Source organism: Cupriavidus sp. FW216-B1 (genome assembly GCF_058789195.1).
This window is the reverse complement of record NZ_JBYTEL010000001.1, coordinates 1112291-1139131: the sequence shown is the minus strand read 5'-3', so window position 1 is coordinate 1139131 and position 26841 is coordinate 1112291. Positions and strand designations below refer to the sequence as shown.

Below are 26841 nucleotides of genomic sequence, written 5' to 3'. Positions count from 1 at the left end.
GCACAGTGAGCCGCTAGCAGCGACAGATGGGCGCGGCTCCGGCAGGGACTGATGCCACAGGGCGCTACTCGCGTTCCAGCCAAAGTATTCCTACCCGGGCTTCGCATCCAGACAACCAGATGGAACTCGATCCGAAACAGCGCACCCAGCAGTACGTCCAGTCCCGCCGCGAGCATCCGGCCTGGCAATTGCTGGCGGCGCGTAGCGCGCCGCTCGTTCTGAGTTGTCTTCAGGCGTTATTCGAAAAGAGCCACGACGGCATCGCGTTCGAGGAAGCCCAGCAAGCCTTGGCGGCAATTCTGGAGCAGCATGCGAACAGTGATGAGTTTGGCATCGATACGGACGATTTCGCGGCGGCCGCGCGCAAGGAACTGCGCTCGTGGATCCGGCGCACATTGGTGATCGAGCGGGAGGGGCGTCTCTATGCGACCGACGCGCTGGAAGAGGCGCTCAGGTTCGTGGCCGGCCTGGAAGGCCGGCTGATGACCTCCACCGCTTCGCGCTTGTCCATCGTCCAGCGCGAGATCGAGAATCTGGAGTCGAATCTGAATCCCGATCCGCGCAGCCGGGCCCGTTATCTGCAGCGGAAGATCGCGGATCTCGAAGCCGAGCTGGCGGCGGTCAACGCGGGCGAGGTGCGTGTGCTGAGCGATGCCGAGGCAGTCGAGGGCATTCGCGAGATATTCAATCTCGCCACCAGCCTGAGGGCGGATTTCCGGCGCGTGGAGGATTCATATCGCGAGGCGGACCGTCTGCTGCGGCAATCCATCGTCAGTGAGCGCAATCATCGTGGCGAGGTCGTGGACAAACTGCTTAACAGTCATGACGGCCTCTTGGAGACGCCGGAAGGGCAGGTGTTCCACGGCTTCCAGCAGCAATTGGTGCGCACGGCCGAGCTGGATGCGACGAAGCATCGCCTGCGCTCGATCATCCGGCATCCTGCCACCCGCTCCGCGCTTAGTTCCCTGCAGCAGAACGAGCTGCGCTGGCTGATCATCCGGCTGGTGGACGAGTCGGCGGCGGTGATCCGCGCACGTGCCCGCAGCGAGCGCGACGTCAAGGGTTTCCTCAAGACGGGGCTGGCCGCCGAACACCACCGGGTCGGAGAGCTGATCAACGACATCCTGCAGCAGGCGCTGTCGGTGGATTGGGGACGCGCGGCGGTACGCCGCGAGGGAGGCCCCCTGCCTCCGGTGGCGATCGCGGTATCGGGGCTACCGCTGGTGGAGCGGTTGCGTTTCAAGTCCAACGAGGACGACGAGCAGCAAGGGCTCGAGTTGGGCGCGCGCGCGATGGACCCTGCGCAGATCGAGCAGGATTTCTGGGATGCCTTCGATAGCCTGGACCGGCCCGCGCTGATCGACGAAACCATTGCCTTGCTCGAACAGAGCGGGCAGGCCATGGGTATCGCGGAGCTTGCCCGGCATCTGCCGCCCACGCATGACCTGGAGTCGATCGCCTTGTGGTTGAGCCTGGCGAGGCAGGCCGAGGCGCCCATCCATGCGGAGCGCGAGACGGTCGATGTGCAGGCACGCGACGGCGCCGCGCTGCGGTTTTCCGTGCCGCGGGTGGAACTGGATGCTGTCGTGCTCCGCGGCGTGGACAAGGAGATATGAGATGGCAAGCATTTTCGATGCGCTGACCGCTACCGACGCGTCTGGCGCAGTCGATGCGTCCGACGCGGACGATGAGGCAGCACCGGCGCTCGGGCAGGCCGGAAGCGGGCATCATCCCGGCCACGAGTTCGCTGTCACGGAGCGCCAGGTGAAGGATGCCTGCCAGGAACTGCTCAAGCTGGGTTTGCTGGAGGCGGCGCGCAAGCCCAACCTGTATCGGACCGCGCTGGCCCACGCGGCGCAGATCGATCGCATTCTCGAACCACTGGATCTTGCGTTGAAGATCGATGATGTGCGCGGCCTGGCCTTTCTGGTGGTGGCACAGTCCTTGTTTGCGCAAGACGAGGACGAGTGGTCGCACCCGCTGGTGCGCCGCCAGCGGCTGACGCTGGAACAATCGCTGCTGGTCGCGTTGCTGCGCCAGCACTATGTGGTCCACGAGCAGGAAGGCGGAGTCGGCGCCGGCGACGCCCCGGTGGCATTGGAGGACCTGCTGCCGCCGCTGCAGTTGTATCTGGGCAGCCTGGGCAGCGATGCCCGCGAGCAGCAGCGTTTGCGGGCGCTGCTGGAAAAACTCAAGCCGCATGGCATCGTGTCGGAGGTCGACCCGCATGACCAGGTCCTGGTCCGCCCGATCATTGTGCATCTGGCCAATCCGGAGAACCTGCAGGGCCTGCTGCAGGCCTTCCGGCAAGCAGCCCAGCATGCGGCCGCGGGCGGCGCCGAGCCGGCCGGCGACGAGGAGGAGGCGCCATGACGCAGTTGCGCGCCGATCATTCCTCTACCGAGCAATTGTTGCCCTCGGCAGCCTATGTGCTCACCCATCTCGATCTCTACAACTGGGGGCCGTTCAGCGGACGGCACCATGCGGAAATCGATATCGACGGCACGGCCATTATCGGGCAGACCGGCAGCGGCAAGACCACGTTGGTCGATGCCTTGATGACGCTGATTGCTGCCCAGCCGCGCTACAACCTGGCCTCCACGGGCGGGCACGAGAGCGATCGCGATCTGGTGTCCTACGTGCGAGGCGTTTCCGGAGCGGGGCGCGGCACCGATACCGACCACATTGCACGGCCGGGCAAGACCGTGTCCGCCATTGCCGCGAGCTTCGGCAACGGCAGCGCCTGCCTGACCATGGCGGGCATCTTCACTCTGGAGGGCAGCAGCTCGGCGGCTTCCGATCTCGATCGGATCTGGCTGATTTCGCGCGACGAGCCGCAAGGGCTGGACGATTGGCTCGAGATGCATCATGCGGGCGGCAAGCGGGCGCTCAAGCAATTCGGGCGCGAACTGGCTGGCTTGCAGGTATTCGACAACAAGAAGGCCTACGTTGCGCAACTGCGCCGCATTTTCGAGGTAGGCGAAAACGCCTTCACGCTGCTGAACCGGGCCGCCGGCCTCAAGCAGCTCAACAGCATCGATGAACTGTTTCGCGAGCTGGTGCTGGACGACCGTTCCGCTTTCCAGAGGGCGGGGGAGGTCGCGTCGGAGTTCGACGACCTGACGGCGATCCGCGAGGAGCTCGAGATCGCGCGCCGGCAGTGCGATTCGCTGCTGCCGGTCGAGAAGGGCTGGAAGCTGCGTGGCGAGCTGAAGCAGCAGCAAGACGTCCAGCTTGAGCTGCTGGCGGTGCTGCCGGTCGCTTATGCGCTGCGGGCGCATGAGTTGTGGCAGGACACCTTGAATGACGTCGAGCGCAAGCTCGTGCTGTGCAGCCAGCGTATCGACGCGCTGGACCTGGAGGCCAAGCGGCAAGAGGCGAGCGAGCAATCGCTGCGCGACCGCTACCTGCAGGGTGGCGGCCACACCATCGACCTGCTGGAGGCGCAGATCGAGACGCAGCGCGACCTGTGCGCAAGCAGGAAGCACCATGCGCAGGAGTATGCGCGCCTGACCAGAGTGCTGAAGCTGGATGGAACCCTGACGTCCGATGGCTTCCAGGCGAGCCGCGCGCACGCCGGGCAGCAGCGGGAGCGCCTGGACGCGGACCTGGTGGCGCGGGAGACGGAAGCGTTTTCGCTGGGGGCGAGCCTCTCCGGCAGCGAGAAGGACGTCAAAGAGCTTGACGAGGCCCTCGCGCAGGCCAGGGCGAGGCCGCATTCCAATATTCCGGGGCAGTACCAGCAATTCAGGAGCGACCTGGCGGCACACCTTGCGTTGACCGACGACGCCTTGCCGTTTGTCGCGGAATTGATGGAGGTGCAGGCAGAGCAAGCCCAGTGGCGCGGCGCCATCGAACGTGCTGTTGGCGGGCACCGCCTGCGGCTGATGGTGCCTCCTGACGAAATGGAGGCGGCATTGTCCTGGGTGAACGGACGCGACAACCGCTTGCATGTCCGTTTGCTGGAAGTGAGAGTGGCCACGCAGGCTGTTGATGGCTTCAACGATGGTTTCATGCGCAAGCTACGGTTCAAGGACCATGCATACCAGGATGCGCTCAGGCACTTCCTGGCCGACATCGACCGGCATTGCGTCGCCTCGCCCCAAGCGCTCAAGGGCACGCCGCACGGCATGACGGCCCAGGGCCTGATGTCGGGCAAAAGCGGGTTTTTCGAGAAACAGGACAAGACACCGCTGAATCAGGGCTGGCTGACCGGATTCGACAACAAGGACCGCCTGGCGGCGCTGCAGCAGCAATTGGCAGAGGCCAGGGCCGGGCTGGCGGCGCAGCAGAGGCAGTTCGAGGGGGCCAAGGCGGAAGTCAGCGCGCTGCGCATGCTCCAGGGGGCGTTTACGCGGTTGCTGGAGCTGCGGTTCGAAGACATCGACCTGCCGGCGGCCGAGACAAAGCTGGCAGACCTGCAGAGGCAAGTGTCCATGCTTGCCGATCCTGGCACGGACACCGCCAAGGCCAAGCGTGAGTGGGAAGCGGCGAAGCTCGCTCTGTCCGAGACCAAGACGGCGTATAGCAAGAGTCTCGCACTGGATGCCGTGCTGCGCCGGGAGAGGGAGGCGGCACGGACGGGGCAGGAGCGTGCCTATCGCCGCTGCGGCAGCGGTTTGACCGCACCGCAGCAAGCGCTGGCGCGGCAGCACTTCGATCTCGCGGCGATATCGGGGACAGATGCGCTGGAAGACCACGAGACCGCGGCGGAACAGGCATTGCGAGAACGGCTCAAGGTGCTCGAGCGCGATATCGGCCATTGCGAGAAGGATCTCGTGCGCAACATGGGCATTGCCAAGGGCAAGGATACCGGCAGTCTCGCCGATGCCGGCACCGATCTCGAAGACGTGCCGCAATACCTGGAACGCCTGAAGATCCTCACCGAGGAAGCGCTGCCCGAGAAGCAGCAGCGTTTCCTCGACTATCTGAACCATTCCTCGGACCAGGGCGTGACGCAGTTGCTGGGCAGCATCGAGAACGAGGTGGCGATCATCGAGGAGCGCATCGAGGATCTCAACAACACCATGCGCCGGGTCGATTTCCACCCTGGCTGCTACTTGCAGCTGGAGCCGCGTCAGGTCGTGCACGAGAGCCTGCGCACGCTGCAGCAGGCGCAGCGCGTCTTGCGTTCGGCGACGCTGCTGGACGACCAGGGCGAAGGCCAGTTTCGGGCGCTGGCGCACGTCGTGGCCTTGCTGCGCGAAGCCAGCGAGCGGCGTACCACTGTCGCCGCGCGTGCATTGCTGGATCCGCGTTATCGCCTGCAGTTCGCCGTCTCCGTGATCGAGCGCGGCACCGCGCGCGTGGTGGAAACGCGCACGGGTTCGCAGGGCGGCAGCGGCGGCGAGAAGGAAATCATCGCCAGCTACATCCTGACCGCTTCGCTGAGCTACGCCTTGTGCCCCGATGGCAGCAGCAGGCCGCTGTTCGGCACCATCGTCCTGGACGAAGCCTTTTCCAAGAGCTCGCAAGCGGTGGCGGGCCGCATCATTTCCGCGTTGCGGGAATTCGGCCTGCATCCGCTGTTCGTCACGCCCAACAAGGAAATGCGCCTGCTGCGCGCGCATACCCGTTCCGCGATCCTGATCCATCGCCGGGGACAGCAGGCCACCATGACTTCGCTGAGCTGGGAAGAACTGGACGAAGTGGCCCGCGTGCGGCAAGGAAGGCGCGATGAAGTCACCGGCTGAGCTGGCCGCGAAGCTGGGCCGGCAATGGCAGTCGGCTTCGTTGCGGACCTCACGCCTGCTCCAGCGGGGCCATTGGCCGCTGCGGCTGATGATCGGGCGGCCCACGGCGGGCATCTTCGCCCGCGAGACCGAGGCGGTCCGGCGTCATGCCCAGTCCTGGCGGCAGGTGCGGGTCGGCAAGGTGGCCTGGGAAAGCACGGTCTACCGTGCCGGCGAAGCGCCGGTCGAGCTGCCTGTGGCATGGGAGATCGGCACGCCATCGGAGTGGATCGAGGCTACCGGCGACGCCGCGATCCAGGCCGAATACCGGGCGCTGGGGCAGTTGGTGGAAGGCGTGGATCCGCTGTTCCACTCGTTGATCCTGCGTCATCGCAGCCTCGCGCTGGATCGTCCCGCCGGGGAGGTTTTCAAGGCGAGCGAGGTCGCGCTTGCCCTGTCGCCTGGCTGCGCCGGCGGGCGCCCGTTGCGGGCCGTGACGGTCTGCAACATCGACAGCAAGTTCCTGGAGCGTAATCGTGCACTGCTGACGCAGATGCTGGATGCCCGCTTCGGCGGGCTGGCGGGTGGCGCCGGGCTGGAGGCCTTCCTGGGCGCGGCGGAGGACAGCGATCACTGGCTGCTGGTGGCGCCGCTGGTGCCAGGGCTGCTGCCGTTCGCGCAGCAGCGCGTGCCGGTCGGAGAGCTGACTGGCATGCCGGGAGAAGCCAGCCGCATCCTGATCGTGGAGAACGAGCGTTGCCTGCACCAGTTGCCGGCGCTGGCCGGCACAGTGGCCATTCTGGGCGCGGGATTGCACCTCGGCTGGATGCGTCAGGAATGGCTGATCGGAAGGCACGTTGCGTACTGGGGCGATCTCGATACCTGGGGCCTGGCGATGCTGGCCGGAGCCCGGCGGGCATTGCCCGGTGTCAGGCCCGTGCTCATGGATCGCGCGTGCTTCGATCGCTACGCCCCGGCGCTCGCGGTCAATGAACCCGTGCGGGCGGGTGCCGAGCCGCCGGAAGGCCTGGACGCGGCGGAGGCGGCCTTCTACCAGTATCTGTGCGGACTGGAACGTGGCCGGCTCGAGCAGGAGTTTCTGCCGGCGGACACGGTCGCTGCCGCGCTTGGCGCATGGCATGGGCAAACGCAGCAATAGGGTGCCGATGCGTTTCTCGCTCGCTGCGGCTGCCTCCATTGCTCCTGCAAAGCCGCTTTCCGTCCTACCGGCAGCGCCGCCTGATCGAGTTCCTGCAGGCGCGCTTCGCCGCCTTCGACGCGGAATATCCGTTTCCCGGCTAGTGGATCCGTCGCCCGACCCGTCTCGCCGCGCGCGGGGCGTGGCTGTGTTGTCGGGGGCACATTACGCCCTGCGCACGGGGATGGGCGGTCACGCGGGGCCGCAATATGACCGAATTATTGCGTTGTGCGGACATAAAGCTTTCACGAAAGGTGGAGAGAATGCGTCAGCCGCAACAGCTTCAGGCTCGTGGCAGATCGCCTCATCCATCCATAAGACTGAGAACAACCCAGTGAAGAAAGCTCTCCTCGTAATGACCGCCGCGGCCGCAGCCGCAGCGTCGGGCGCCACGTTCGCCCAGACCACTTCGGGCGTGACGCTCTACGGCATCGTCGACGCCGGCGTCGAAGTCATCAACCACACGCCGGCCACCGGCTCGGCCGGCGGCACCGTGACCCGCCTGAATTCCGGCAACCTGTCCGGCTCGCGCTGGGGCGTGCGCGGCGTCGAAGACCTCGGCGGCGGCCTGAAGGGCATCTTCGTGCTGGAAAGCGGCTTCGACATCGACACCGGTCTGTCCGGCCAGGGCAACCGCCTGTTCGGCCGCCAGTCGTATGTCGGCCTGCAGGGCGACTTTGGCGCCGTGACCTTCGGCCGCCAGCAGAACGCGCTGTACGACCTGTTCGGCGCCTATGACCCGATGGGCGTGGGCCCGCGCTACTCGCTCAACAACGTCGACGCGCAGTTCAACGGCCGCGCCGACAACGCCATCAAGTACACCGGCAAGTTCGGCGGCCTGACCGCCACCGGCTTCTACAGCTTCGGCCGCGACGCCACCGTGTCCAACGGCAGCGAAGTGCCGGGCGCGAACAAGGTCGGCCGCAACTATGGCGCGGGCCTGTCGTATGCCGTGGGCGGCCTGTCGATCGGCGGCGCCTACGACCAGTACCAGGGCGCATCGGTCGCGCTGCAGGACCGCAGCGCCAAGCGCGCGGCCCTCGGCGCCGCGTTCGCCTTCGGCGACGCCAAGGTGTTCGCCGGCTACCGCTGGCTGCGCGACGACGGCACCGCCAGCACCACCGCCGCGGTTCAGCGCAGCAACGTGTACTGGACCGGCGCGAGCTACAAGTTCACGCCTGCCTTCCAGCTGACCGGCGCGGCCTACTACACCGACACCAAGAACAGCGGCGGGGATCCGTGGATGTTCGTGCTGTCGGGCGACTACTCGCTGTCCAAGCGCACCGATGCCTACCTGAACATCGGCTACGTGAAGAACAAGGACGGCTCGTCGCTGGGCCTGAACGGCGCGGGCACGGCCCTGGTGGGCGCGAACCAGACCGGCGCCACCATCGGCGTGCGCCACCGCTTCTGACCTGATGCCTGACACCTGACGCGGGGCGGATTCGTCCGCGCCGCGCAGTGACAGCGGGCGTGCCGGGGACGACCCGGCACGCCAAGTCTCATATCGACCTTGCCTGGCGCAGGGATCGTTGGGCCGGTCGGACGACCGGCCTTTTTTCCGTCCGTCATTCCCGTTCCTGCCTGCCTCGTGCCTGCCGCGGTCATTGCTGCCGCGCGGCATCCATCGGCTCGTCCACGAGGCAGTGGGCGAGGGCCGTGCCGCTGCCGTATTCGGTGTCGTGCAGCGTGAGCGCCCCGGACAGGCAGATGAACACGGTCATGCCGGCCAGGGCGGCGAGCAGGCAGAGCGTGAGAAGCGGCAGTCTTCGCATGGCCAATCCTCCGGACGGTTGCGGCATCGGCGCCGGCGTTTCCCGGATGCATCGCATTTCCCGTGCCGGCCGCGCGCGGGGCACAAAGCCGCCTTTGCCGTGCCTCAGGGAGCGCCTGGCGCGGCCGCGCTGTTGGGCAGCGCCAGACAGCCGCGTGCGCCATGTGCGCGCGCCGCAGACAGGGGCGTGCCGGCCGGCGCGGCTGGCCTCGACGCACGCGGCGGCGCCGGCCGGGTAGTTGCGCCGATTGTCCGAGCCGCGGCTTTCCATTAGGCTGGCCCACTGCTTTCCGATCCCGCCGGCGCCGCAGCGCCGGTCACTGGAGATGCCCGATGCCCGCCGTGCCAAGCCCGCCGCAGACCGCGTCCCGCCGCAATGGCCTGACCTTCGAGCAATGGCGCGAGGCGATCGACACCAGCTTCCTGCCGCTCGCGTATTCGCGCCAGGCCAGCGGCCGCTTTCATTGCAGCTTCAGCTATGCGCGCTTCGGCGCGTGCGCGGTGGCGGACCTGGAGGTCGACGCGCACCGCGTGGCGCGCGAGCCGCGCCACGCGGCGGCGTCGGACGCGGGCTTCTTCAAGATCTTCTGGCAACTGAGCGGGCACAGCCGCGTGGCGCAGCGCAACAACGCGGCCGAGCTGGCCGCGGGCATGTGGTCCATCTACGATACCGCGCAGCCCTACAGCATCGACATGGGCGAGCGCAGCCGCGTGCTGGTGCTGCTGGTGCTGCTGGTGCCGCAGGCGCACGCGTTCGGCTGGCGCCAGGCGGCGGCGAACCTGGGCGGGCAGGCGCTGCCGGGCGAGGGCGCGGCGCGCATCGCGGTGTCGGCGCTGGGCGCGCTGCTGCACGACACCTGCGCGGGCCACCTGCTGGACCATCACGGGCAGGCCGTGCTGCAGGACTCGGTGGTGTCGCTGATGGAGACCGCGCTGCAGGGCGCGCGCGCGGCGCAGCCGGCGGCCGGCGACATGGACGGCGTGGCCGGCGTGGCGGGCGCCGCGGTGGCGCGCCGCCTGGGCGAGGCGCGCATGCGCCGGCTGGCCGAGTTCGTCGATGCCCAGCTGCATGATCCCGAGCTGTGCGCGCAGCGGCTGGCCACCGTGCTCAACGTGTCCCGCCGCACGCTGTACAACCTGTTCCGCGAGGCCGGCCTCACGCCCCACGCCTACATCCTGTCGCGGCGGCTGCGGCAGGCCGCGCGGCGTCTGTCGGGCGAGCCCGGGCGCACCATCACCGAGATCGCCTTCGCGCTCGGCTTTGCCGATGCCGCGCATTTCAGCCGCGTGTTCCACGAGCGTTTCGGCATGAGCCCGTCGCAATGGCGGCAGCGGCATGCGGGCGCGCATATTGCGCTGCCGCACTGATCCGTCTCTCCGGCCGCGGTCCGCTTTCGCCGCGCTTGCACGCATCGGCAAGCTTTGTGCACGGCCAGACAAGCCATGCGCGCGGGGCCGATGCTAACTTCGTTCTCCATGACAAGGGGCGCAAGCCGACAATGACCGGAGACGAAGATGAATGCACCCAAGGAAGCCCGCGGCGGCCTGGACCAGGCCATCCGCAATGCCATGCTGGTCGACGGCGAGTGGCGCCAGGCCGCGTCCGGCGAGACCTTCGCCGTGTTCGATCCGGCCACCGGCGAGGCCATCGCGCGCGTGCCCTCGGGCGGCGCGGCCGACGTCGATGCGGCCGTGGCCGCCGCCGGGCGCGCGTTTGCCGGCGGCGCCTGGCCCGCCATGACGCCGGCCCAGCGCGAGCGTTTGCTGCTCAGGCTGGCCGACCTCGTGGAGCAGCACGCCGACGAGCTGGCCCGGCTGGAGACGCTCAACAACGGCAAGCTGCTGGCCTTCGCGCAGGGGCTGGAGGTGGCCGGCAGCGTGCAGTGGCTGCGCTACATGGCCGGCTGGGCCACCAAGATCGAAGGCAGCACGTTCGACATCTCGGTGCCGTTTCCGCCGGGCACACGCTACCGCGCGTCCACGCGGCGCACGCCGGTGGGCGTGGTGGGCGCCATCGTGCCGTGGAATTTCCCGCTGCTGATGGCGGTGTGGAAGATCGCGCCGGCGCTGGCCTGCGGCTGCACGGTGGTGCTCAAGCCGGCCGAGGAAACGCCGCTGACCGCGCTGCGGCTGGCCGAGCTGGCGCTGGAGGCCGGCTTTCCGGCGGGCGTGTTCAACGTGGTGACGGGCGACGGCACGACCGGCGCGGCGCTGGTGGCGCACCCCGGCGTGAACAAGATCACCTTCACCGGCTCCACCGAAGTGGGCCGGCTGATCGGCGCGCGCTGCGGGCAGGACATCCGCCGCGTGTCGCTGGAGCTGGGCGGCAAGAGCCCGGTCATCGTGCTGGAGGACTGCGACCCGGCGCGCGCCATCGAGGGCGCGGCCGGCGCCATCTTCCTCAACCAGGGTCAGGTGTGCACGGCCGGTTCGCGCCTGTACGTGGCGCGCCGCCACTACGAGCAGGTGGTCGAGGGGCTGGGCAAGGTGGCCGACGCCACGGTGCTCGGCGCCGGGCTCGACCCGGCCAGCCAGATGGGGCCGCTGGTGTCGGCGCGCCAGCGCGACAAGGTGATGGGCCTGATCGGCACCGGCCGCAACGAGGGCGCGCAGATCGTCGCGGGCGGCACCGCGCCGGAGCGTCCCGGTTATTTCGTGCGGCCCACGGTGGTGGCCAACGCGGCGTGCAAGGACCTCACGCTGGTGCGCGAGGAAGTGTTCGGGCCGGTGGTGGTGGCCATGCCGTTCGACGACCCGCAGGCCGTGCTGGCCGAAGCCAACCGCTCGGAATACGGCCTCGGCGCCAGCATCTGGAGCAACGACCTGCGCGCGGTGCAGCGGCTGGTGGACGGGCTCGACGCCGGCACGGTCTGGGTCAACACGCACAACATCGTCGACCCCAACATGCCGTTCGGCGGCTACAAGGCGTCCGGCGTGGGGCGCGAGCACGGCTATTCGGCCATCGAGTCGTACACCGAGATCAAGTCGGTCTGCATGGCCTACTGAGCGGCGCCGGACCCCCTCGGGGTAATTCCGGGTATTTAAAAGGTCCGCGTTGCACACATGCTTGGGCTTGCCGCATGCGCCGGCGTGGTGGAGGAGGTCCGCCACGCCGGCCCCGCAGGCGCGGCACCCTCTTGCAGCCCCCCGCAGCCCCGCAGAAGAAGCAAAAAACAAAAGAGAGAGGAGACACGATGCGCCACGAATCCACGCGGGTTCCGTTCCGTGCTTTGCCGCGCCGGTTGTGCGCCGCCGCCGCGCTGCTGGCAGCCGCGGCCATGACGGCATCCCTGCCGGCCGCCGCGCAGGGCCGGCCCGCCCCGCGCGCGGCCACGCCCGACCACATCCGCGCCGTCACGCGCAGCGTCGACGGCGCCTTCATCGAGGCCAACGCGGCCAGGACGCCGGACTGGCCCAGCTACGGGCTGGATTATGCCGAGACCCGCTTCAGCCGGCTCGCGCAGATCAACGCCGACAACGTCAAGGACCTCGGGCTGGTCTGGTCCTACAACCTCGAGTCCACGCGCGGGGTCGAGTCCACGCCGCTGGTGGTGGACGGCATCATGTACGTCACCGCCTCGTGGAGCGTGGTGCATGCGGTGGACACGCGCACCGGCAAGCGCCTGTGGACCTTCGACCCCAAGGTCGACCGCGCGCTCGGCTACCGCGGCTGCTGCGACGTGGTCAACCGCGGCGTGGCGCTGTACCAGGGCAAGGTGTTCGTGGCCGCCTACGACGGCCGGCTGATCGCGCTGGACGCCGCCAGCGGCCGCAAGCTGTGGGAGAAGGACACCATCATCGACCGCAAGCATTCGTACACCATCACCGGCGCGCCGCGCGTGTTCAAGGGCAAGGTCATCATCGGCAACGGCGGCGCGGAGTTCGGCGTGCGCGGCTACATCACCGCCTACGACGCCGGCACCGGCGAGCAGAAATGGCGCTGGTTCACCGTGCCCGGCGACCCCGCCAAGCCGTTCGAGGACGAGTCGATGGCCGCGGCGGCCAGGACCTGGGACCCGGCCGGCAAGTGGTGGGAGGCGGGCGGCGGCGGCACCGCGTGGGACACGCTGGCGTTCGACCCCGAGCTCAACCTCATGTACGTGGGCACCGGCAACGGCTCGCCGTGGGCGCGCAGCAAGCGCAGCCCGGCCGGCGGCGACAATCTCTACCTGGCCTCCATCGTCGCGCTCGATCCCGACACCGGCAGATACGTCTGGCACTACCAGGAAACGCCGGGCGACAACTGGGACTACACCTCCACCCAGCAGATGATCCTGGCCGACCTGAACATCGGCGGACAGGCGCGCAAGGTCATCCTGCACGCGCCCAAGAACGGCTTCTTCTTCGTGATCGACCGCACCAACGGCAAGTTCATCTCGGCGCAGAACTTCGTCGACGTGAACTGGGCCAGCGGCTACGACCAGAACGGCAGGCCGGTGGAGATCCCGGCGGCGCGCGAGGGCGACAAGCCCTATGACGCCATCCCCGGCCCCTACGGCGCGCACAACTGGCACCCGATGTCGTTCAACCCGCAGACCGGCCTGGTCTACCTGCCGGCCCAGCACGTGCCGCTGAACCTGATGGACGACAAGAACTGGACCTTCAACGGCGGCCAGCCGGGCCAGCCGCACGGCAACGTGGGCTGGAACACCGCCAAGTTCCTCAACGCCGAGCCGCCCGCGAGCAAGCCCTTCGGCCGCCTGATCGCGTGGGACCCGGTGCAGCAGAAGGCGGTGTGGACCCAGGAACAGGTTTCGCCGTGGAACGGCGGCACGCTGACCACGGCCGGCAACCTGGTGTTCCAGGGCACCGCGGACGGGCGCTTCATCGCCTACCACGCGGCCAGCGGCGCCAAGCTGTGGGAGTCGCCCACCGGCACCGGCGTGATCGCCGCGCCGGTCAGCTACATGGTGGACGGCAGGCAGTACGTGTCCGTCGCGGTGGGCTGGGGCGGCGTGTACGGCCAGGCCCAGCGCGCCACCGACCGGCAGGGGCCGGGCACGGTCTACACCTTCGCGGTGGGCGGCAAGGCGCCGCTGCCGGCGTTCGCGCAGTACCGCGCCGGCCGGCTGCTGTCGGGCGTGAAGTACGACCCGGCCAACGTCGCCGCCGGCACCGCGCTCTATGTCAGCAACTGCGTGCTGTGCCACGGCGTGCCGGGCGTGGACCGCGGCGGCAACATTCCCAACCTGGGCTACCTGGACACCACCTACATCGAGCATCTCGACAAGATCGTCTTCAAGGGGCCCGCGATGGCGCGCGGCATGCCGGACTTCACCGGCAAGCTGAGCAGGGAGGACGTGGAGAAGATCAAGGCGTTCATCCAGGGCACCGCCGACGCGATCCGGCCCAAGTGAGCGCCGGGCGGCCCTGGCAAACCGCGCGTGATCGGGCACAATCGGGCGGCGGTGGCGCAGGATCCGATCAACGAACCCGGGACAGGCACATGGCGGGCAACAGGGCGCGCGCGCGGGGTGGCAGGCCGGCTGGCGCGCAGGCCGGCGGACCGGCCGGCGGACCGGCTGGCCGGCATGCGCCGCCGCGTCCCGCGCGGCGCCTGTGCTGCCTGGCCGCCGCCTTGCTCGCGGCGGGCGCCGGCGGCGCCTTTGCCGACGACACGCTGCCCGACGTGGTGGTCGGCGCCAGCCGCGCCGAACAGAAGCGCTTCGATGCGCCCGCCGCCATCGACAGCGTGCCGGTCGACCCGATGGCCGCGCCCAGCGCGCTGGTCAACCTTTCCGAACTGCTGGCCGGCGTGCCGGGCGTGACCGCGCGCGAGCGCCAGAACTATTCGCAGGACCTGCAGCTGGCCGTGCGCGGCTTCGGCAGCCGCTCCACCTTCGGCGTGCGCGGCGTGCGGCTGTTCGTCGACGGCATTCCCGCCACCATGCCGGACGGCCAGGGCCAGGCCTCGACCTTCGACCTCAACAACGCCAGCCGCATCGAGGTGCTGCGCGGCCCCTTCGCGCAGATGTACGGCAATGCGTCGGGCGGCGTGGTGCAGGTTTTCACGCCGGACCCGCCCAGGGCGCCGATGGCGCGCGCGTCCACCGGCTTCGGCTCGGACGGGCAGCGGACCGCCGGCGTCACGCTGGGCGGCGGCAACGACAAGATCGGCGCCACGCTCGACGCCTGGTCCTTCGAGACCGACGGCTACCGCGACCACGGCGCGGCGCGGCGGCGCCAGCTCAACGCCAAGGTGGTGGCCGAGCCGGCGGCGGGCACCCGCCTCACCGCGCTGCTCAACATCGTCGACCAGCCGCTGGCGCAGGACCCGCTCGGTCTCACGCGCGTGCAGGCCGAGGCCCGCCCGCGCCAGTCGGTGCCGCTGTCGGCGCAGTTCGACACCGGCAAGACCGTCAGGCAGACCCAGGGCGGGCTGGCGTGGGAGCAGCGCCTGGGCGAGCGCGACCGCATCGAGGCCCGCGCCTACGGCGGCACGCGCGCATTGACCCAGTACCTGGGCTTCAGCGGCGCCGCGCCGAATTCCGCCGGCGGCATCGTCGACATCGACCGCAGCTATGGCGGCGCGGCGCTGTCGTGGCACCACGACACGCGCTTCGCCGGCCTGCCGCTGCTGTGGAGCGCTGGCATCGAGGCCGACGGCATGCGCGACGCGCGCACCGGCTACGTCAACCAGAACGGCACGCAGGGCGCGCCGCGCCGCGACGAGACCGACACCGCCGGCAGCTACGGCGCCTACGCCCAGTTCGACTGGACCTGGCACCCGGCGTGGCGGCTGGTGGGCGGCGTGCGCGCGAGCCGGGTCCGGCTCGGCATCGCCGACCATTTCGTCACCGCGGCCAGTCCCGACGACAGCGGCAACAACACCTTCGGCAACGTCAGCCCGGTGCTCGGCGTGGTGTGGCAGGCGTTCGAGTCCGTCAACGTCTACGCCAACCTCGGGCGCGGCTTCGAGACCCCGACGCTGACCGAGGTGGCCTACGGCCCTGCCGGCACCGGCACCAACCTCGGGCTGAGTCCGTCCACCAGCCGCCAGGGCGAACTGGGCGTCAAGTGGCAGGGCGCCAGCCAGCGCGTCGAGGCGGCCCTGTTCGACGCCGACAGCCGCAACGAGATCGTGCCGCTGTCCAACGACAACGGCCGCAGCGTCTACCAGAACGTCGACGGCGTGCGCCGGCGCGGCTTCGAGCTGGCCTGGCATGGCGCGTTCGGCGCGGGGCAGCGCTACGGCGCCGGGCTGGCCTACACCTGGCTGGACGCCCATTTCGGCGAAGCCTTCGTCAACGCCCAGGGCCAGACCGTGGCCGCCGGCGCCCGCGTGCCCGGCACCGCGCGCCACAGCCTGAACTTCGAGGCGACCTGCCGCCCGTTGGCCGGCCTCGTGCTGGGCGCGGAAATGCGCGTGGAAGGGCGCGTCTTCGCCGACGACCTCAACACCCAGGCCGCGCCCGGCTACGCCAGCTTCAACCTGCGCGCCGGCTACGCCTTCCGCGTGGGGCGCACGCGCTGGTATGCGTTCGGGCGCATCGACAACCTCGCCGACCGGCGCTACATCGGCTCGGTGATCGTCAACGAAAGCAACGGCCGCTACTTCGAGCCGGCGCCCGGGCGGCGCTTTTTCCTGGGGCTGCGCGCGCAGATCTGACGGCGCCGGGCGGCCTGCGCGGCGCAATGCCGCCGCAATGCCGCCGGCCTGCACTAAACTGTCGCATGGCCACGGCCGCGTGGCGCCGCTCCGCACGTCCACATGCAAGACCACATGCAAGACGATACCCAGCCCTCGACATCCGCCACGCCCCCGGCCCCGGCCCCGGTCGCGTCTTCCGCACCTTCCGCGCCTTCCGGTCCTTCCGCGCCTTCCGCCGTCGACGACCACACCCGCAGGATCATGCTGTGGGTCGTGGCCGTCGGCTTCTTCATGCAGACGCTGGACTCCACCATCGTCAACACCGCCTTGCCCTCGATGGCCAGGAGCCTTGGCGAAAGCCCGCTGCGCATGCAGTCGGTGATCATCGCCTATTCGCTGACAATGGCGGTCATCATCCCGGCCTCGGGCTGGCTGGCCGACCGCTTCGGCACCCGCACCATCTTCCAGACCGCCATCGGCCTGTTCGTGGCCGGCTCGCTGGCGTGCGCGTACTCCAACACGCTGACCATGCTGGTGGTCTCGCGCGTGCTGCAGGGCGTGGGCGGCGCGATGCTGCTGCCGGTGGGGCGGCTGGCCGTGCTGCGCACCTTCCCGCGCGACCAGTACCTGCAGGCGCTGAGCTTCGTCGCCATCCCGGGCATGGTCGGGCCGCTGATCGGGCCGACGCTGGGCGGCTGGCTCACCGAGGCGTTCTCCTGGCACTGGATCTTCCTCATCAACGTGCCGGTGGGCCTGCTGGGCGGGCTGGCCACGCTGCGCTACATGCCCAACAGCCGCCTGCACGGCGTGGCGCGCTTCGACACCAGCGGCTACGTGCTGCTGGCCATCGCCATGCTGACGCTGTCGTTCTCGCTCGACGGCCTGGCCGAGCTCGGCTTCGAGCACGCCGTGGTGCTGATGCTGCTGATCGCCAGCATGGCCTCGCTCACCGCCTACGTGCTGCACGCCACGCGGCACCGCCGCCCGCTGTTCGCGCTGCGGCTGTTCCGCATCCACACCTTCAGCGTCGGGCTGCTGGGCAACCTGTTCGCGCGCATCGGCAACGGCGCCATGCCGTTCCTGGTGCCGCTGACCCTGCAGATCAGCCTCGGCTACTCGCCGCTGCAGGCCGGCATGATGATCCTGCCCGTCACCGCCGCGGGCATGGCCTCCAAGCGCCTGGCCACGAAGCTGATCGAACGCTACGGCTACCGCAGGGTGCTCGTCACCAACACCTTCGTGGTGGGGCTGACGATGGCGTCGTTCGCGGTGATCTCGCCGCGCGAGCCGTTCGCGCTGATCCTGCTGCAACTGGCGGTGTTCGGCGCGGTCAACTCGATCCAGTTCACCGCCATGAACACCGTCACGCTCAAGGACCTCGGCACCGCCGGGGCCAGCGGCGGCAACAGCCTGCTGTCGATGGTGCAGATGCTGTCGATGAGCCTGGCGGTGACGTCGGCCGGCGCCTTGCTGGCGACGTTCCAGGGCGTCTTCGCCCGCCACGGCACGACCTCGGCGCTGCCGGCGTTCCATGCCACCTTCATCTGCGTGGGGCTGATCACCTCGGCCTCGGCGTGGATCTTCCTGCAGTTGTCGCCGGACGTGGCGCGGCCGGCGGGCAAGAAGATGGCGGACGCGGGCGAGATGTGAGGGGGCGCGCCACCCAGCCCCAAGCCGAGACCGATTCCCGCCCCCGGAGACCCGATGCCCCATCTCGACCACGCCGGCGCTTCGCTGTTCTACACCCTGGACGGCCCCGATTCCGCGCCGGTCCTGATCTTCTCCAACGCGCTCGGCACCGACCACACCATGTGGGCGCCGCAGGCCGAAGCGCTGCGCGGGCAGTTCCGCATCCTGCGCTACGACACGCGCGGCCACGGCCGCTCGACCCTGCCGCCGGGGCCGTTCACGGTGGCCGGGCTGGGCGGCGACGTGCTGGCGCTGATGGACGCGCTCGGCATCCGCGAGGCCGCGTTCTGCGGCCTGTCGATGGGCGGGCTGACCGGCATGTGGCTCGGCGTCAATGCGCCGCGGCGCTTCACCCGCCTGGTGCTGGCCAACACCGCGGCCAGGATCAGCACGGCCGCGTCCTGGAACACCCGCATCGACGGCGCGCTGCGCGGCGGCATGGCGCCGCTGGTGGCGGCCTCGGTGCAGCGCTGGTTCACGCCGGCGTTCGCGTCGGCGGCGGGCGCTGGGCTCGACGGCCTGCGCGCCGTGCTGGCGGGGCTCGATGCGCGCGGTTATGCCGCGAACTGCGCCGCCCTGCGCGATGCCGACCTGCGCGAGGCGGTCGGGGTCATTCCCGTTCCCGTGCTGGTGATCGCGGGCAGCGCCGACCTGTCGACCCCGCCCGCGGCGGGCCGCGCGCTGGCGGACGCCATTGCCGGCGCGCGATACGTGGAGCTGGAAGCCGCGCACCTGTCCAGCTTCGAGCAGCCCGCGCGCTTCACCGATGCGCTGCGCGATTTTCTCGGCGCTGAGGCGAGGCCGCGCGGCGACGCCGGGCGCCACCAGGAAGCTGTCTCGGTTTCAGGATGAAGCGCGGCGGTCCTGGCCCGGGCGGAGCAGGGCATTCGGATCGCGCGGCGGCCCGCCTGCGCAACGACGCCGGGATCTTCCCGAAACCCCTTCCGGGCCAACCTCGCCGCCGCGCGCGCGTTCAGGCCAGGCAGGCTTCCAGGTCGAATTCGTCGATCTGCTCCGGCCGCATGTAGCGCCGGGCGTAGGCGAGATAGACGCCGGAGCGCAGGAACAGGTCGAACAGGTCCGGGTCGATATGGTGGTTGTTCTTCATGGCCACCATGATCTCCATCGCCTCGGAGAGCATCTTGCCTTTCTTGTAGGGCCGGTCGTCGGCGGTCAGCGCCTCGAACACGTCGGCGATGGCCATCATGCGCGCGGCCGGGCTCATCTGCTCGCGCGTCAGTCCCTTCGGGTAGCCGGTGCCGTCCATCTTCTCGTGATGGCCGCCGGCGATCTCCGGCACGTTGCGCAGGTGGCGCGGGAAGGGCAGCGCGCTGAGCATCTTGATGGTCTGCACGATGTGCTCGTTGATCTTGTAGCGCTCTTCCTCGGTCAGCGTGCCGCGGCCGATCGACAGGTTGTGGAGCTCGCCGCGGTCGTACAGGTGCTCGGGCGGCTTGACCGTGAACCCCCACGGATTGCCGGCTGGCAGGCGCTCGCGCTCGGGGCGCGCGAACAGGTGCTCGGGCTTGTCGGCCAGCAGCGGCTCCGCCGCCGGCAGCGGCGGGGCGGGCTGCGCCTCCTTGCGCCTGCGCTCGTCGCGGGAGATGCCGAGCCGGTCGTCCAGCGTGCGCAGCCACGTGCGCGAGCCGATCGCGCGCAGCCGCTCGATCTTCTCCTGCGCCATGAATTCGCCGCCGTGGTTGCAGGCCGCCACGAAGGCGAACTCCTCGTCCAGCACCGCCTGCGCCGGCGCCGCCGCCGTGCGCACGGCGGCGAGATCGGCGCCGCCTGCGCGCAGCGCCTGCTCGCATCGTTCGACGTAGGCGTCGCGCTTGAGCAGCTCGAAGCGCATGCGGATCTCGTGGATGCGGTCGTAGAGCGTCTCCAGCTTGGTCGCCTTGTCGACCACGAACTCCGGCGTCGTCACCTTGCCGCAGTCGTGCAGCCACGCGGCGATATGCAGTTCCTCCCACTGCGCCTCGCTGAGCTGGTAGCTGGCGTAGGGGCCGCGGTCGGCGTCGCAGGCGGCGCGCGCCAGCATCTTGGTCAGTTCCGGCACGCGCTGGCAGTGGCCGCCGGTGTAGGCGCTCTTGGCGTCGATGGCGCCCGCCAGCATCTGGATGAAGCTCTCCATCAGCTCCTTGCGCCCGCGCGACAGCAGTTGGTTGTCGATGGCCACCGCCGCCGTGCCCGACAGCGCCTCGACGAAGGCCGCGCGCGACGACGGCAGATTGTCTTCCATGCCGGTCTCCGGCAGGAACACCAGCGACAGCGTGCCCACCACTTCGTCCTGCCGGTTCTTCAGGGGCAGCGCGAGCACGCGGAAGTGCGGCGACCGCAGGCGCGCGAACAGGTGGCCGTAGGTGGTGGCCAGGGCCGGATCGTCCTGGCTGGCTTCGATGCTGACGGTGCGGCCGTCGCGCGCCGCCTGCATGGCGGCCGAGGGATTGGTGGGGTCGTTCAGCGACCACCCCTTCACGCCGGAGAGGTCGCCGCGCGCGCCGCCCACGCGGATGGCCGCCGGCTCGAGCGTCTGGCCGTCGGTGGCCAGCAGGTGGATGGCGCCCTCGCTGGCGCCGCTGACGGAGATCGTCTCGGTCAGGATGCGGTCCAGCAGCGTCTCGAAATGATGCTCGCTGGACAAGGCGTCGGAGATTTCCAGGAAGCGCCGCAGCGTCTCCTTCATGCCGAGCATCGCGGTGGCGAGGCGGTCGATCTCGCGGATGTGGCTGCGCGGCTGTCCGGTGAAGCTGAAGTCGAAGCGCCGGATCGCGGCCGCCTGCCGTCCCAGTTCCTCCAGCGGCCGGGCGATCAGGCTGGCCGCCCAGTGCAGCAGCGGCAGCATCAGCAGCACGATGCCGCCGGTGATCAGCAGCGACAGCCTGCGGCTGCGGATCGCGTTGGCCTGGAGTTCGTCGCGCGGCGCGGCGATGGCCAGCATCAGCGGCGCGCCGGCGGGATTGGGCAGCGGCTCCAGGCGCGTCACCCACTCGCGCTCGTCCACCGACAGCATGGCGACGCCGGGCTGCGGGCCGCGCCCATGCTGCTGCCACAGCGCGCTCAGGACCGGCACGCCGAGCGCCGCCACGCCGGGCGCCTGCCCGGACGCGCCGCCCGGCTGCCCGGCGCGCGAGTAGGCCAGCACCGTGCCCTGCGCATTCACGATCATTAACTCCGCCGACGGCGTGATGTGCTGCCGCGCCAGCATTTCCGACAGGTCCCGCAGGCTGACGTCGACGCCCGCCACCGCGCGCTCCTGCGCGCTGGCCAGCGTGAGGCCCAGCTCCTGCGTGGTGGCGAAGCGGTAGGGGCCGGTCTGCACCACGGCGCCGGCGGCGGCCGTGGCGGCGGTGAACCAGGGCCGCGCGCGCGGATCGTAGCGGTAGTCCGGCTCGTCGCGCTCGGCCAGCAGCCGCAGCCCGGCGTCGTAGAAGGCGAAGCGGCCGCGCGTCGCGCCGCCGGAGCGGTCCACCGACTGCAGCAGGAAGGCGGCGCCGGCCGGCGTGTCGGGCACGGCCTGCGGACCGGCCGCGCGCAGGTTGCGCAGCAGCACGAAAGACCCGTCGCCGGTGCCGCCGTAGACCGCCGACAGCGACGGGTTGTGCCGCAGCGCGGTCGCCAGCACCGGCAGTTGCGCCAGCCGCGTGGCCTGGTCCGGCGCGCTTAGCAGCGGCGTCTGCGCCAGCAGCACGGCGGTCAGCCGCGCGGGCCGCAGCTCGGCCTCGGCCGAGGCGACCGCCTCCCGGCCGACCCGCTCGAAGGTGGTTCGCGCCTGCACCAGCATGAGCTGCCTGCTCGCATGCCGCTCGTACAGCGTGAGCGCGCCGTAGAGCAGCAGCACCATGCCGGCCATGAGGACCAGCAGCGTGATGTAGATCGAATACGGCGACAAGATTCCGGACTGGCGCTCTGGAGTGGCGGCATGCATGGTAGTGGTCCGAGGAGGTACGGTTGACCTGGTCCGTACCGCAAACAGCATCACGGCGCGGGCGCGCTGGCGCGCGATCGTGACGGTGATATGAAGCGGCGGATGCGTCGTCCCCTTGCCGCTTGCCCATGCACAAAGGCCGGAAAAATGCCGCCGGCCGGTGTGTCGGGCTGATTCTGTCATAAGCGTTTTTCAAATGATATGGCGTGCCGCGCATTCGCTCCTTTGCCACATGCGGCGCGCGATATTCGTGCACGGCAGGAAATGGCGCAATTCAATCCGATTGCGAAAATTCCGCGGCGTTTCCTTATGCCAATGCGGATGTCGATGGCGCATGGCGGCCGTGGCAGCCACGCCGGACGCCAATTCGCGGGCAGCGGGTTTCGCCATGATTTGTCGCGGCCGCGCCTGGCCGGCCATAACCCGCTTATGGCCGGTGGCGGCGCGCGAGCGAATCCGCGCCAGGCGGCGAACATGGCGCGGCGGCCGAATGCCGCGGGTGGATCTGGAAATGCCTGGAGGCGTTTCGGGCCGGTATTGTTTTTTTCGTGCCGCTCGCGATAGCCTGCGGATTTTCCGTGCGGCGCATTCCCGCGCGCATCAGCCGAATATCGCGGCACGGGCGGGGCTGGCGTTCTGCGCCGCCGTCCCCGCCCTCATGCCCTGAGCCGCCCGCATGGCGGCTTTCCCTGGCTTCAGCAGTTGCAGTCCGGCGCGGGCGCGATCACGCCCGCGGCCGCCGGGGCCGCGGCGTGGTCCTTGCCGATGGCGCGGAAGCTGCCGAGCAGTGCCAGGCCGATCACCGCCAGGGCCGCGCCCAGGCCGAAGTCGGTCGGGATGCCGGCGTGGTCCACGATGCCGCCGCCAACCGAGGAGCCCACCGCGATGGCCACCTGGATGATGCCGACGAACAGCGCCGAGCCGGCCTCGGGCAGGTCGGCGGTGGAGCGCTGGATCCATACGCTGAGGCATAGCGGGATCGCGCCGAAGGCGATGCCCCACGCCAGCACGGTCGCCACCACCGCCGGCGCCGCATGCCGCAGCGCGGGCATCGCCAGCAGCGAGACCATCAGTATCACGATCATCGCCGCGAGCGACGCGCTGAGGTTGCGCCCCACCGTGGCCGAGACCGCGAAGTTGGAGACGAAGCCGATGATGCCGAAGCCGAGCAGCACCAGGGTGATGCTCTGCGCGCTGAAGTCGGCGTATTGCTGGAGGAACGGCGCGATGAAGGTGTAGGACGAGAAGTGGGCGCCGAACACGAAGGCGACCATGATCAGGCTGCGGCGCGAATGCGTGCGGCGCAGCAGCGCGAGCAGGTCGGCCATGCGCAGCGCGGCTTTCGACGGCAGCGCCGGCACCAGCATGGCCTGGGCCACCAGCGCGACCGCCACCAGCACGCCGGTGGCCATGAACGAGGCGCGCCACGAGGCGAGACCGGCGATGAAGGTGCCCAGCGGCACGCCGATCACGGTGGCGCACGTCACGCCCGCGAGGATCATCGCGGTGGCCTTCGGCGCTTCATGGGGGTGCACCAGCCGGCCCGCCGCGGCCAGCGCGAGCGTCCAGAAGCCGCCCAGGCTCGCGCCCAGCAGCGCGCGGCCGACCAGCATGACCGTGAAGCTCGGCGCGAATGCCGAGATCAGATTCGACGCCAGCAGCAGCACCGACAGGACCAGCAGGATCAGGCGCCGGTCGATGCGTCCGGCGCCCAGCATCATGCCCGGCGCGGAGATGGCGGCCAGGATGCCGGGCGTCGTCACCATGAGTCCCGCGGTGCCCGGCGTCACGCCGAATTCCGCGGCGACCTGCGGCAGCAGCCCGACCGGCAGGAATTCCGTGGTCACGAACGCGAACGCGCCCACCGTTACCGATCCGACCGCCAGCCACGCCCGCAGGGGCGAATCGGCGTGGGGATTGTTCGTTGCGTCACCCGCGGGGTGACTGCCTTCCATCATCATGAGTCTGCTCGTTTGCTTGTCTGTTGCGGATCTGCGGGGCGCGACCCGGAAAGACGGGCAACATACCACCGCCGCGCGCTTTGCGCTGGCGGCCCGCAAATACTGCGCTAATCCCCGGTCCGCGGCAGGGTCTTCATCGTACTTACACATGGCGGGCGCCGCCGCCGCCGGCGCGCGGGCCGGCATTTTCTGCCGCGAAGCGAGGTTTCGCGCCGGGCTCAAGCCGTTTCCGCCACCCTGATCTCCGTCAGCAGCTTCTTCAGTTCCGGCACGCAGGAGCCGCAGTTGCCGCCGGCCTTGACGCAGGCCGTGATCTCGGCGGGCGTGGCGAGGTTGTGCTTGCGCACCGCGTCGCAGATCGTATTGCGGCCCACGCCGAAGCACGAGCACACCGTGGGGCCGGCATCCACGCCTTTTTCCAGCGGCTGGCCGAGCAGCAGGCCGATGCGGTCGGCGTCTTCCAGGCGCTCCCTGGCGAACAGCGTGGACAGCCACGCGCGCGAGGGCAGCTCGGGCCGGGTGGCGACGTAGATGCAGCTCTGCAGGCGGTCGTCGACCACGTGGCCGGCGTGGTAGATGCCGGCGCTGCGGTCTTCGTATTCGATCCAGTCGGCGTCGGGGTCGGTGATGCCGAGCAGGGCGCGCGCCCACGCGGCGCGGTCGTCGACGTTCTCGCGGCCGGCGAATTCGTAGCGCTGGAACTGGCGGCCCTGCACGCGCGTCCAGTAGGTCAGGGCGTTGCCGGACAGCTCGCCGCGGCTGAGCGCGAAGCCGTGCCACGAGACCGGGAACGCCTCCACGCGCGCCGGCGTGTGCTTGAACTCGGGCTCGCCGGAGAGCGGGTCCACCACCGGGTTGACCAGGGCGCCGACGCGCGCGTCGGAGCTGAACTGGTCGTTCCAGTGGATCGGCACGAACACGCTGCCGCGCGCGATGCCGCCGCTGTGCTGCACGCGCGCCACCAGCGCGCCCCAGCGGGTGCTCACGCGCGCCAGCTTGCCTTCGCCCACGCCGCACAGCAGCGCGTCCTGCGGGTGCATGTCGACGAACGGCTCGGCGATGTGGTCGGCCAGCCTGGGCGATTTGCCGGTGCGCGTCATGGTGTGCCACTGGTCGCGCACGCGGCCGGTGTTGAGCACGAGCGGGTATGCGTCGTCGGTGGCGTTGGCCGGCGCGCGCGGCGCGGTGGCGACGAAGCGGGCGCGGCCGTCCGCGTGGGCGAAGCGGCCGTCGGCGAACAGGCGCTCGGTGCCGCGGCTGCCGCGCAGCGCCGGCGCCCTGGCCGCCACCGGCCATTGCACCGGCGGCATTGCGTCGAACTGCGCGCGGCTCATGCCGGCCAGCCCGGCGATGTTGAAGACGCGCGGCGCATGCGTGGCGTCCGCGCCGCCGTTGCGGTAGGCGCTCAGCCGAGCGTGCTCGTCGAAGATCTCGTGCACGCCGGCGTAGGCGAAGCCGTCGAAGCCCATGCGCGTGGCCACCTCGCACAGGATGCGCCAGTCCGCGCGCGCTTCGCCGGGCGCGGGCAGGAACGCGCGCTGGCGCGAGATGCGGCGCTCGGAGTTGGTCACGGTGCCGTCCTTCTCGCCCCAGCCGAGCGCGGGCAGCAGCACGTGCGCGGCGTCGTTGGTGTCGGTGCGCAGCATGATGTCGGAGCTGACCACCAGTTCGCAGCGGGCCAGCGCGCGGCGGGCCTGGTCGGCGTCGGGCAGGCTCACCACCGGGTTGGTGGCGATCACCCACACCGCCTTGACGCGGCCCTGCTCGATGGCTTCGAACAGTTCCACCGCCTTGAGGCCGGGCTTGTCCGCGATGGCGGGCGAGCCCCAGAACGACTGCACGATCTCGCGGTGCAGCGGCTCGGCCAACTCCATGTGGGCGGCCAGCATGTTGGCCAGGCCGCCGACTTCGCGCCCGCCCATCGCGTTGGGCTGGCCGGTCAGCGAGAACGGCCCCGCGCCGGGCTGGCCGATGCGGCCGGTGGCGAGGTGGCAGTTGATGATGCTGTTGACCTTGTCGGTGCCGGCCGAGGACTGGTTGACGCCCTGCGAGAACGCCGTGACCACCCTGGGCGTGGCGGCGAACAGCGCGTAGAACGCGCGCAGGTCGGCCACGTCGAGCTTGCAGGCGCGGGCCACCGTGTCGAGGTCGGCGCAGTCCGGGCCGGCGGCGGCCAGCGCGTCATCGAGGCCGCTGGTGTGGGCGGCGATGAAATCCGCGTCGGCGGCGCCGTGCCGCGCGAGATAGTGCAGCAGGCCGTTGAACAGCCACACGTCGGTGCCGGGCTTGACCGGCAGGTGCAGGTCGGCCAGCTCGCAGGTGGCGGTGCGGCGCGGGTCGATCACCACCAGCTTCATGCCGGGGCGCGCTTCCCTCGCCCGCGACAGGCGCTGGAACAGGATCGGATGGCACCACGCGGTGTTGGAGCCGACCAGCACGACGAGGTCGGCCAGCTCCAGGTCCTCGTAGTTGCCCGGCACCAGGTCCTCGCCGAAGGCGCGCTTGTGCCCGGCCACCGCCGACGACATGCACAGGCGCGAGTTGGTGTCGATGTTGGCGCTGCCGATGAAGCCCTTCATCAGCTTGTTGGCGATGTAGTAGTCCTCGGTCAGCAGCTGGCCGGAGACGTACAGCGCCACGGCGTCGGGGCCGTGCTCGGCGATGATGTCCCGGAAGCCCCGCGCCACGCGGTCGAGCGCGTGGTCCCACGAGACCTGCGTGAGCGCGCCGCCGGCGCCGCGCACCTGCGGATGCAGCAGGCGGCCTTCCAGCCCGGTGGTCTCGGCCAGCGCCGAGCCCTTGACGCACAGGCGGCCCTGGTTGGAGCCGTGGCTGGCGTCGCCGGCCACCTCGACGCTGCCGTCGGCATGGCGCGTGGCGCGCACGCCGCAGCCCACGCCGCAGTAGGGGCAGGTGGTGTCGGTGACGGTGGTGTCGGCGGACAACCCGGCAGGCAACCCGGCGGACAGCCCGGCCGCGGCCTTGGTGGAGACAATGACGGGAATATCGGACAGGTTCACGGTGGCGC

General features: G+C 70.0%; 15 protein-coding genes. 11 read left to right on the top strand and 4 right to left on the bottom strand.

Features of this window, described 5'->3' with window-relative positions:
* The first annotated feature begins 119 nt into the window (after positions 1–119).
* The 5 genes from AC3WXD_RS04930 (at position 120) to AC3WXD_RS04910 (ending at position 8284) form a co-directional block, all read left to right on the top strand.
* Entirely contained in the window at positions 120–1616 is a 1497-nt protein-coding gene (locus AC3WXD_RS04930) for a DUF3375 domain-containing protein (RefSeq protein ID WP_492323174.1), read from the top strand.
* Position 1617: 1 nt separating this feature from the next.
* Complete coding sequence (locus AC3WXD_RS04925; protein WP_492323173.1) at positions 1618–2373, top strand: DUF4194 domain-containing protein; 756 nt, start codon at positions 1618–1620, stop codon at positions 2371–2373.
* The gene (locus AC3WXD_RS04920; protein ID WP_492323172.1) at positions 2370–5693 is read left to right on the top strand and encodes an ATP-binding protein; all 3324 of its coding nucleotides are present in this window, start codon (positions 2370–2372) and stop codon (positions 5691–5693) included. Before AC3WXD_RS04925 ends, AC3WXD_RS04920 begins: the two co-directional genes overlap by 4 nt.
* On the top strand, positions 5677–6831 hold the full coding sequence (locus AC3WXD_RS04915; protein ID WP_492323171.1) for a Wadjet anti-phage system protein JetD domain-containing protein: 1155 nt from the start codon (positions 5677–5679) through the stop codon (positions 6829–6831). The genes AC3WXD_RS04920 and AC3WXD_RS04915 overlap by 17 nt, the downstream gene beginning before the upstream one ends.
* 373 nt (positions 6832–7204) lie before the next feature.
* On the top strand, positions 7205–8284 hold the full coding sequence (locus AC3WXD_RS04910) for a porin (protein WP_454733422.1): 1080 nt from the start codon (positions 7205–7207) through the stop codon (positions 8282–8284).
* 190 nt (positions 8285–8474) lie between these two features.
* Here AC3WXD_RS04910 and AC3WXD_RS04905 read toward each other — a convergent pair whose 3' ends face one another.
* Positions 8475–8645 carry a hypothetical protein gene (locus tag AC3WXD_RS04905; RefSeq protein ID WP_454733421.1) on the bottom strand — a complete coding sequence of 57 codons (171 nt, stop codon included), beginning with the start codon at positions 8643–8645 and terminating at the stop codon, positions 8475–8477.
* Between the two features lie 332 nt (positions 8646–8977).
* On the opposite strand from AC3WXD_RS04905, the gene AC3WXD_RS04900 reads away from it, so the two are divergent.
* The 6 genes from AC3WXD_RS04900 (at position 8978) to pcaD (ending at position 18776) form a co-directional block, all read left to right on the top strand.
* Complete coding sequence (locus AC3WXD_RS04900; protein WP_492323170.1) at positions 8978–10012, top strand: helix-turn-helix domain-containing protein; 1035 nt, start codon at positions 8978–8980, stop codon at positions 10010–10012.
* 147 nt (positions 10013–10159) lie between these two features.
* Positions 10160–11650 (top strand): phenylacetaldehyde dehydrogenase StyD, encoded by a 1491-nt coding sequence (gene styD, locus AC3WXD_RS04895; RefSeq protein ID WP_492323169.1) that lies wholly within the window; start codon positions 10160–10162, stop codon positions 11648–11650.
* A 188-nt stretch (positions 11651–11838) separates the two neighbouring features.
* Positions 11839–14001, top strand: a complete 2163-nt coding sequence (locus AC3WXD_RS04890; RefSeq protein ID WP_020423654.1) for a PQQ-dependent dehydrogenase, methanol/ethanol family — start codon at positions 11839–11841, stop codon at positions 13999–14001.
* A gap of 89 nt (positions 14002–14090) precedes the next feature.
* Entirely contained in the window at positions 14091–16253 is a 2163-nt protein-coding gene (locus AC3WXD_RS04885) for a TonB-dependent receptor family protein (RefSeq protein ID WP_492323168.1), read from the top strand.
* Positions 16254–16496: 243 nt separating this feature from the next.
* Complete coding sequence (gene mdtD, locus AC3WXD_RS04880) at positions 16497–17885, top strand: multidrug transporter subunit MdtD (protein ID WP_020201048.1); 1389 nt, start codon at positions 16497–16499, stop codon at positions 17883–17885.
* Between the two features lie 54 nt (positions 17886–17939).
* Positions 17940–18776, top strand: coding sequence for a 3-oxoadipate enol-lactonase (pcaD, locus tag AC3WXD_RS04875; RefSeq protein WP_492323167.1), 837 nt, complete (start codon positions 17940–17942; stop codon positions 18774–18776).
* Positions 18777–18897: 121 nt separating this feature from the next.
* Here pcaD and AC3WXD_RS04870 read toward each other — a convergent pair whose 3' ends face one another.
* The 3 genes from AC3WXD_RS04870 to AC3WXD_RS04860 form a co-directional block, all read right to left on the bottom strand.
* Positions 18898–21852, bottom strand: coding sequence for an HD domain-containing phosphohydrolase (locus AC3WXD_RS04870; RefSeq protein WP_492323166.1), 2955 nt, complete (start codon positions 21850–21852; stop codon positions 18898–18900).
* A gap of 695 nt (positions 21853–22547) precedes the next feature.
* Positions 22548–23813: an MFS transporter gene (locus AC3WXD_RS04865; protein WP_052165778.1), complete on the bottom strand. Its 1266-nt coding sequence runs from the start codon at positions 23811–23813 to the stop codon at positions 22548–22550.
* Between the two features lie 218 nt (positions 23814–24031).
* The gene (locus tag AC3WXD_RS04860; RefSeq protein WP_492323165.1) at positions 24032–26833 is read right to left on the bottom strand and encodes a molybdopterin-dependent oxidoreductase; all 2802 of its coding nucleotides are present in this window, start codon (positions 26831–26833) and stop codon (positions 24032–24034) included.
* Positions 26834–26841: the final 8 nt, after the last annotated feature.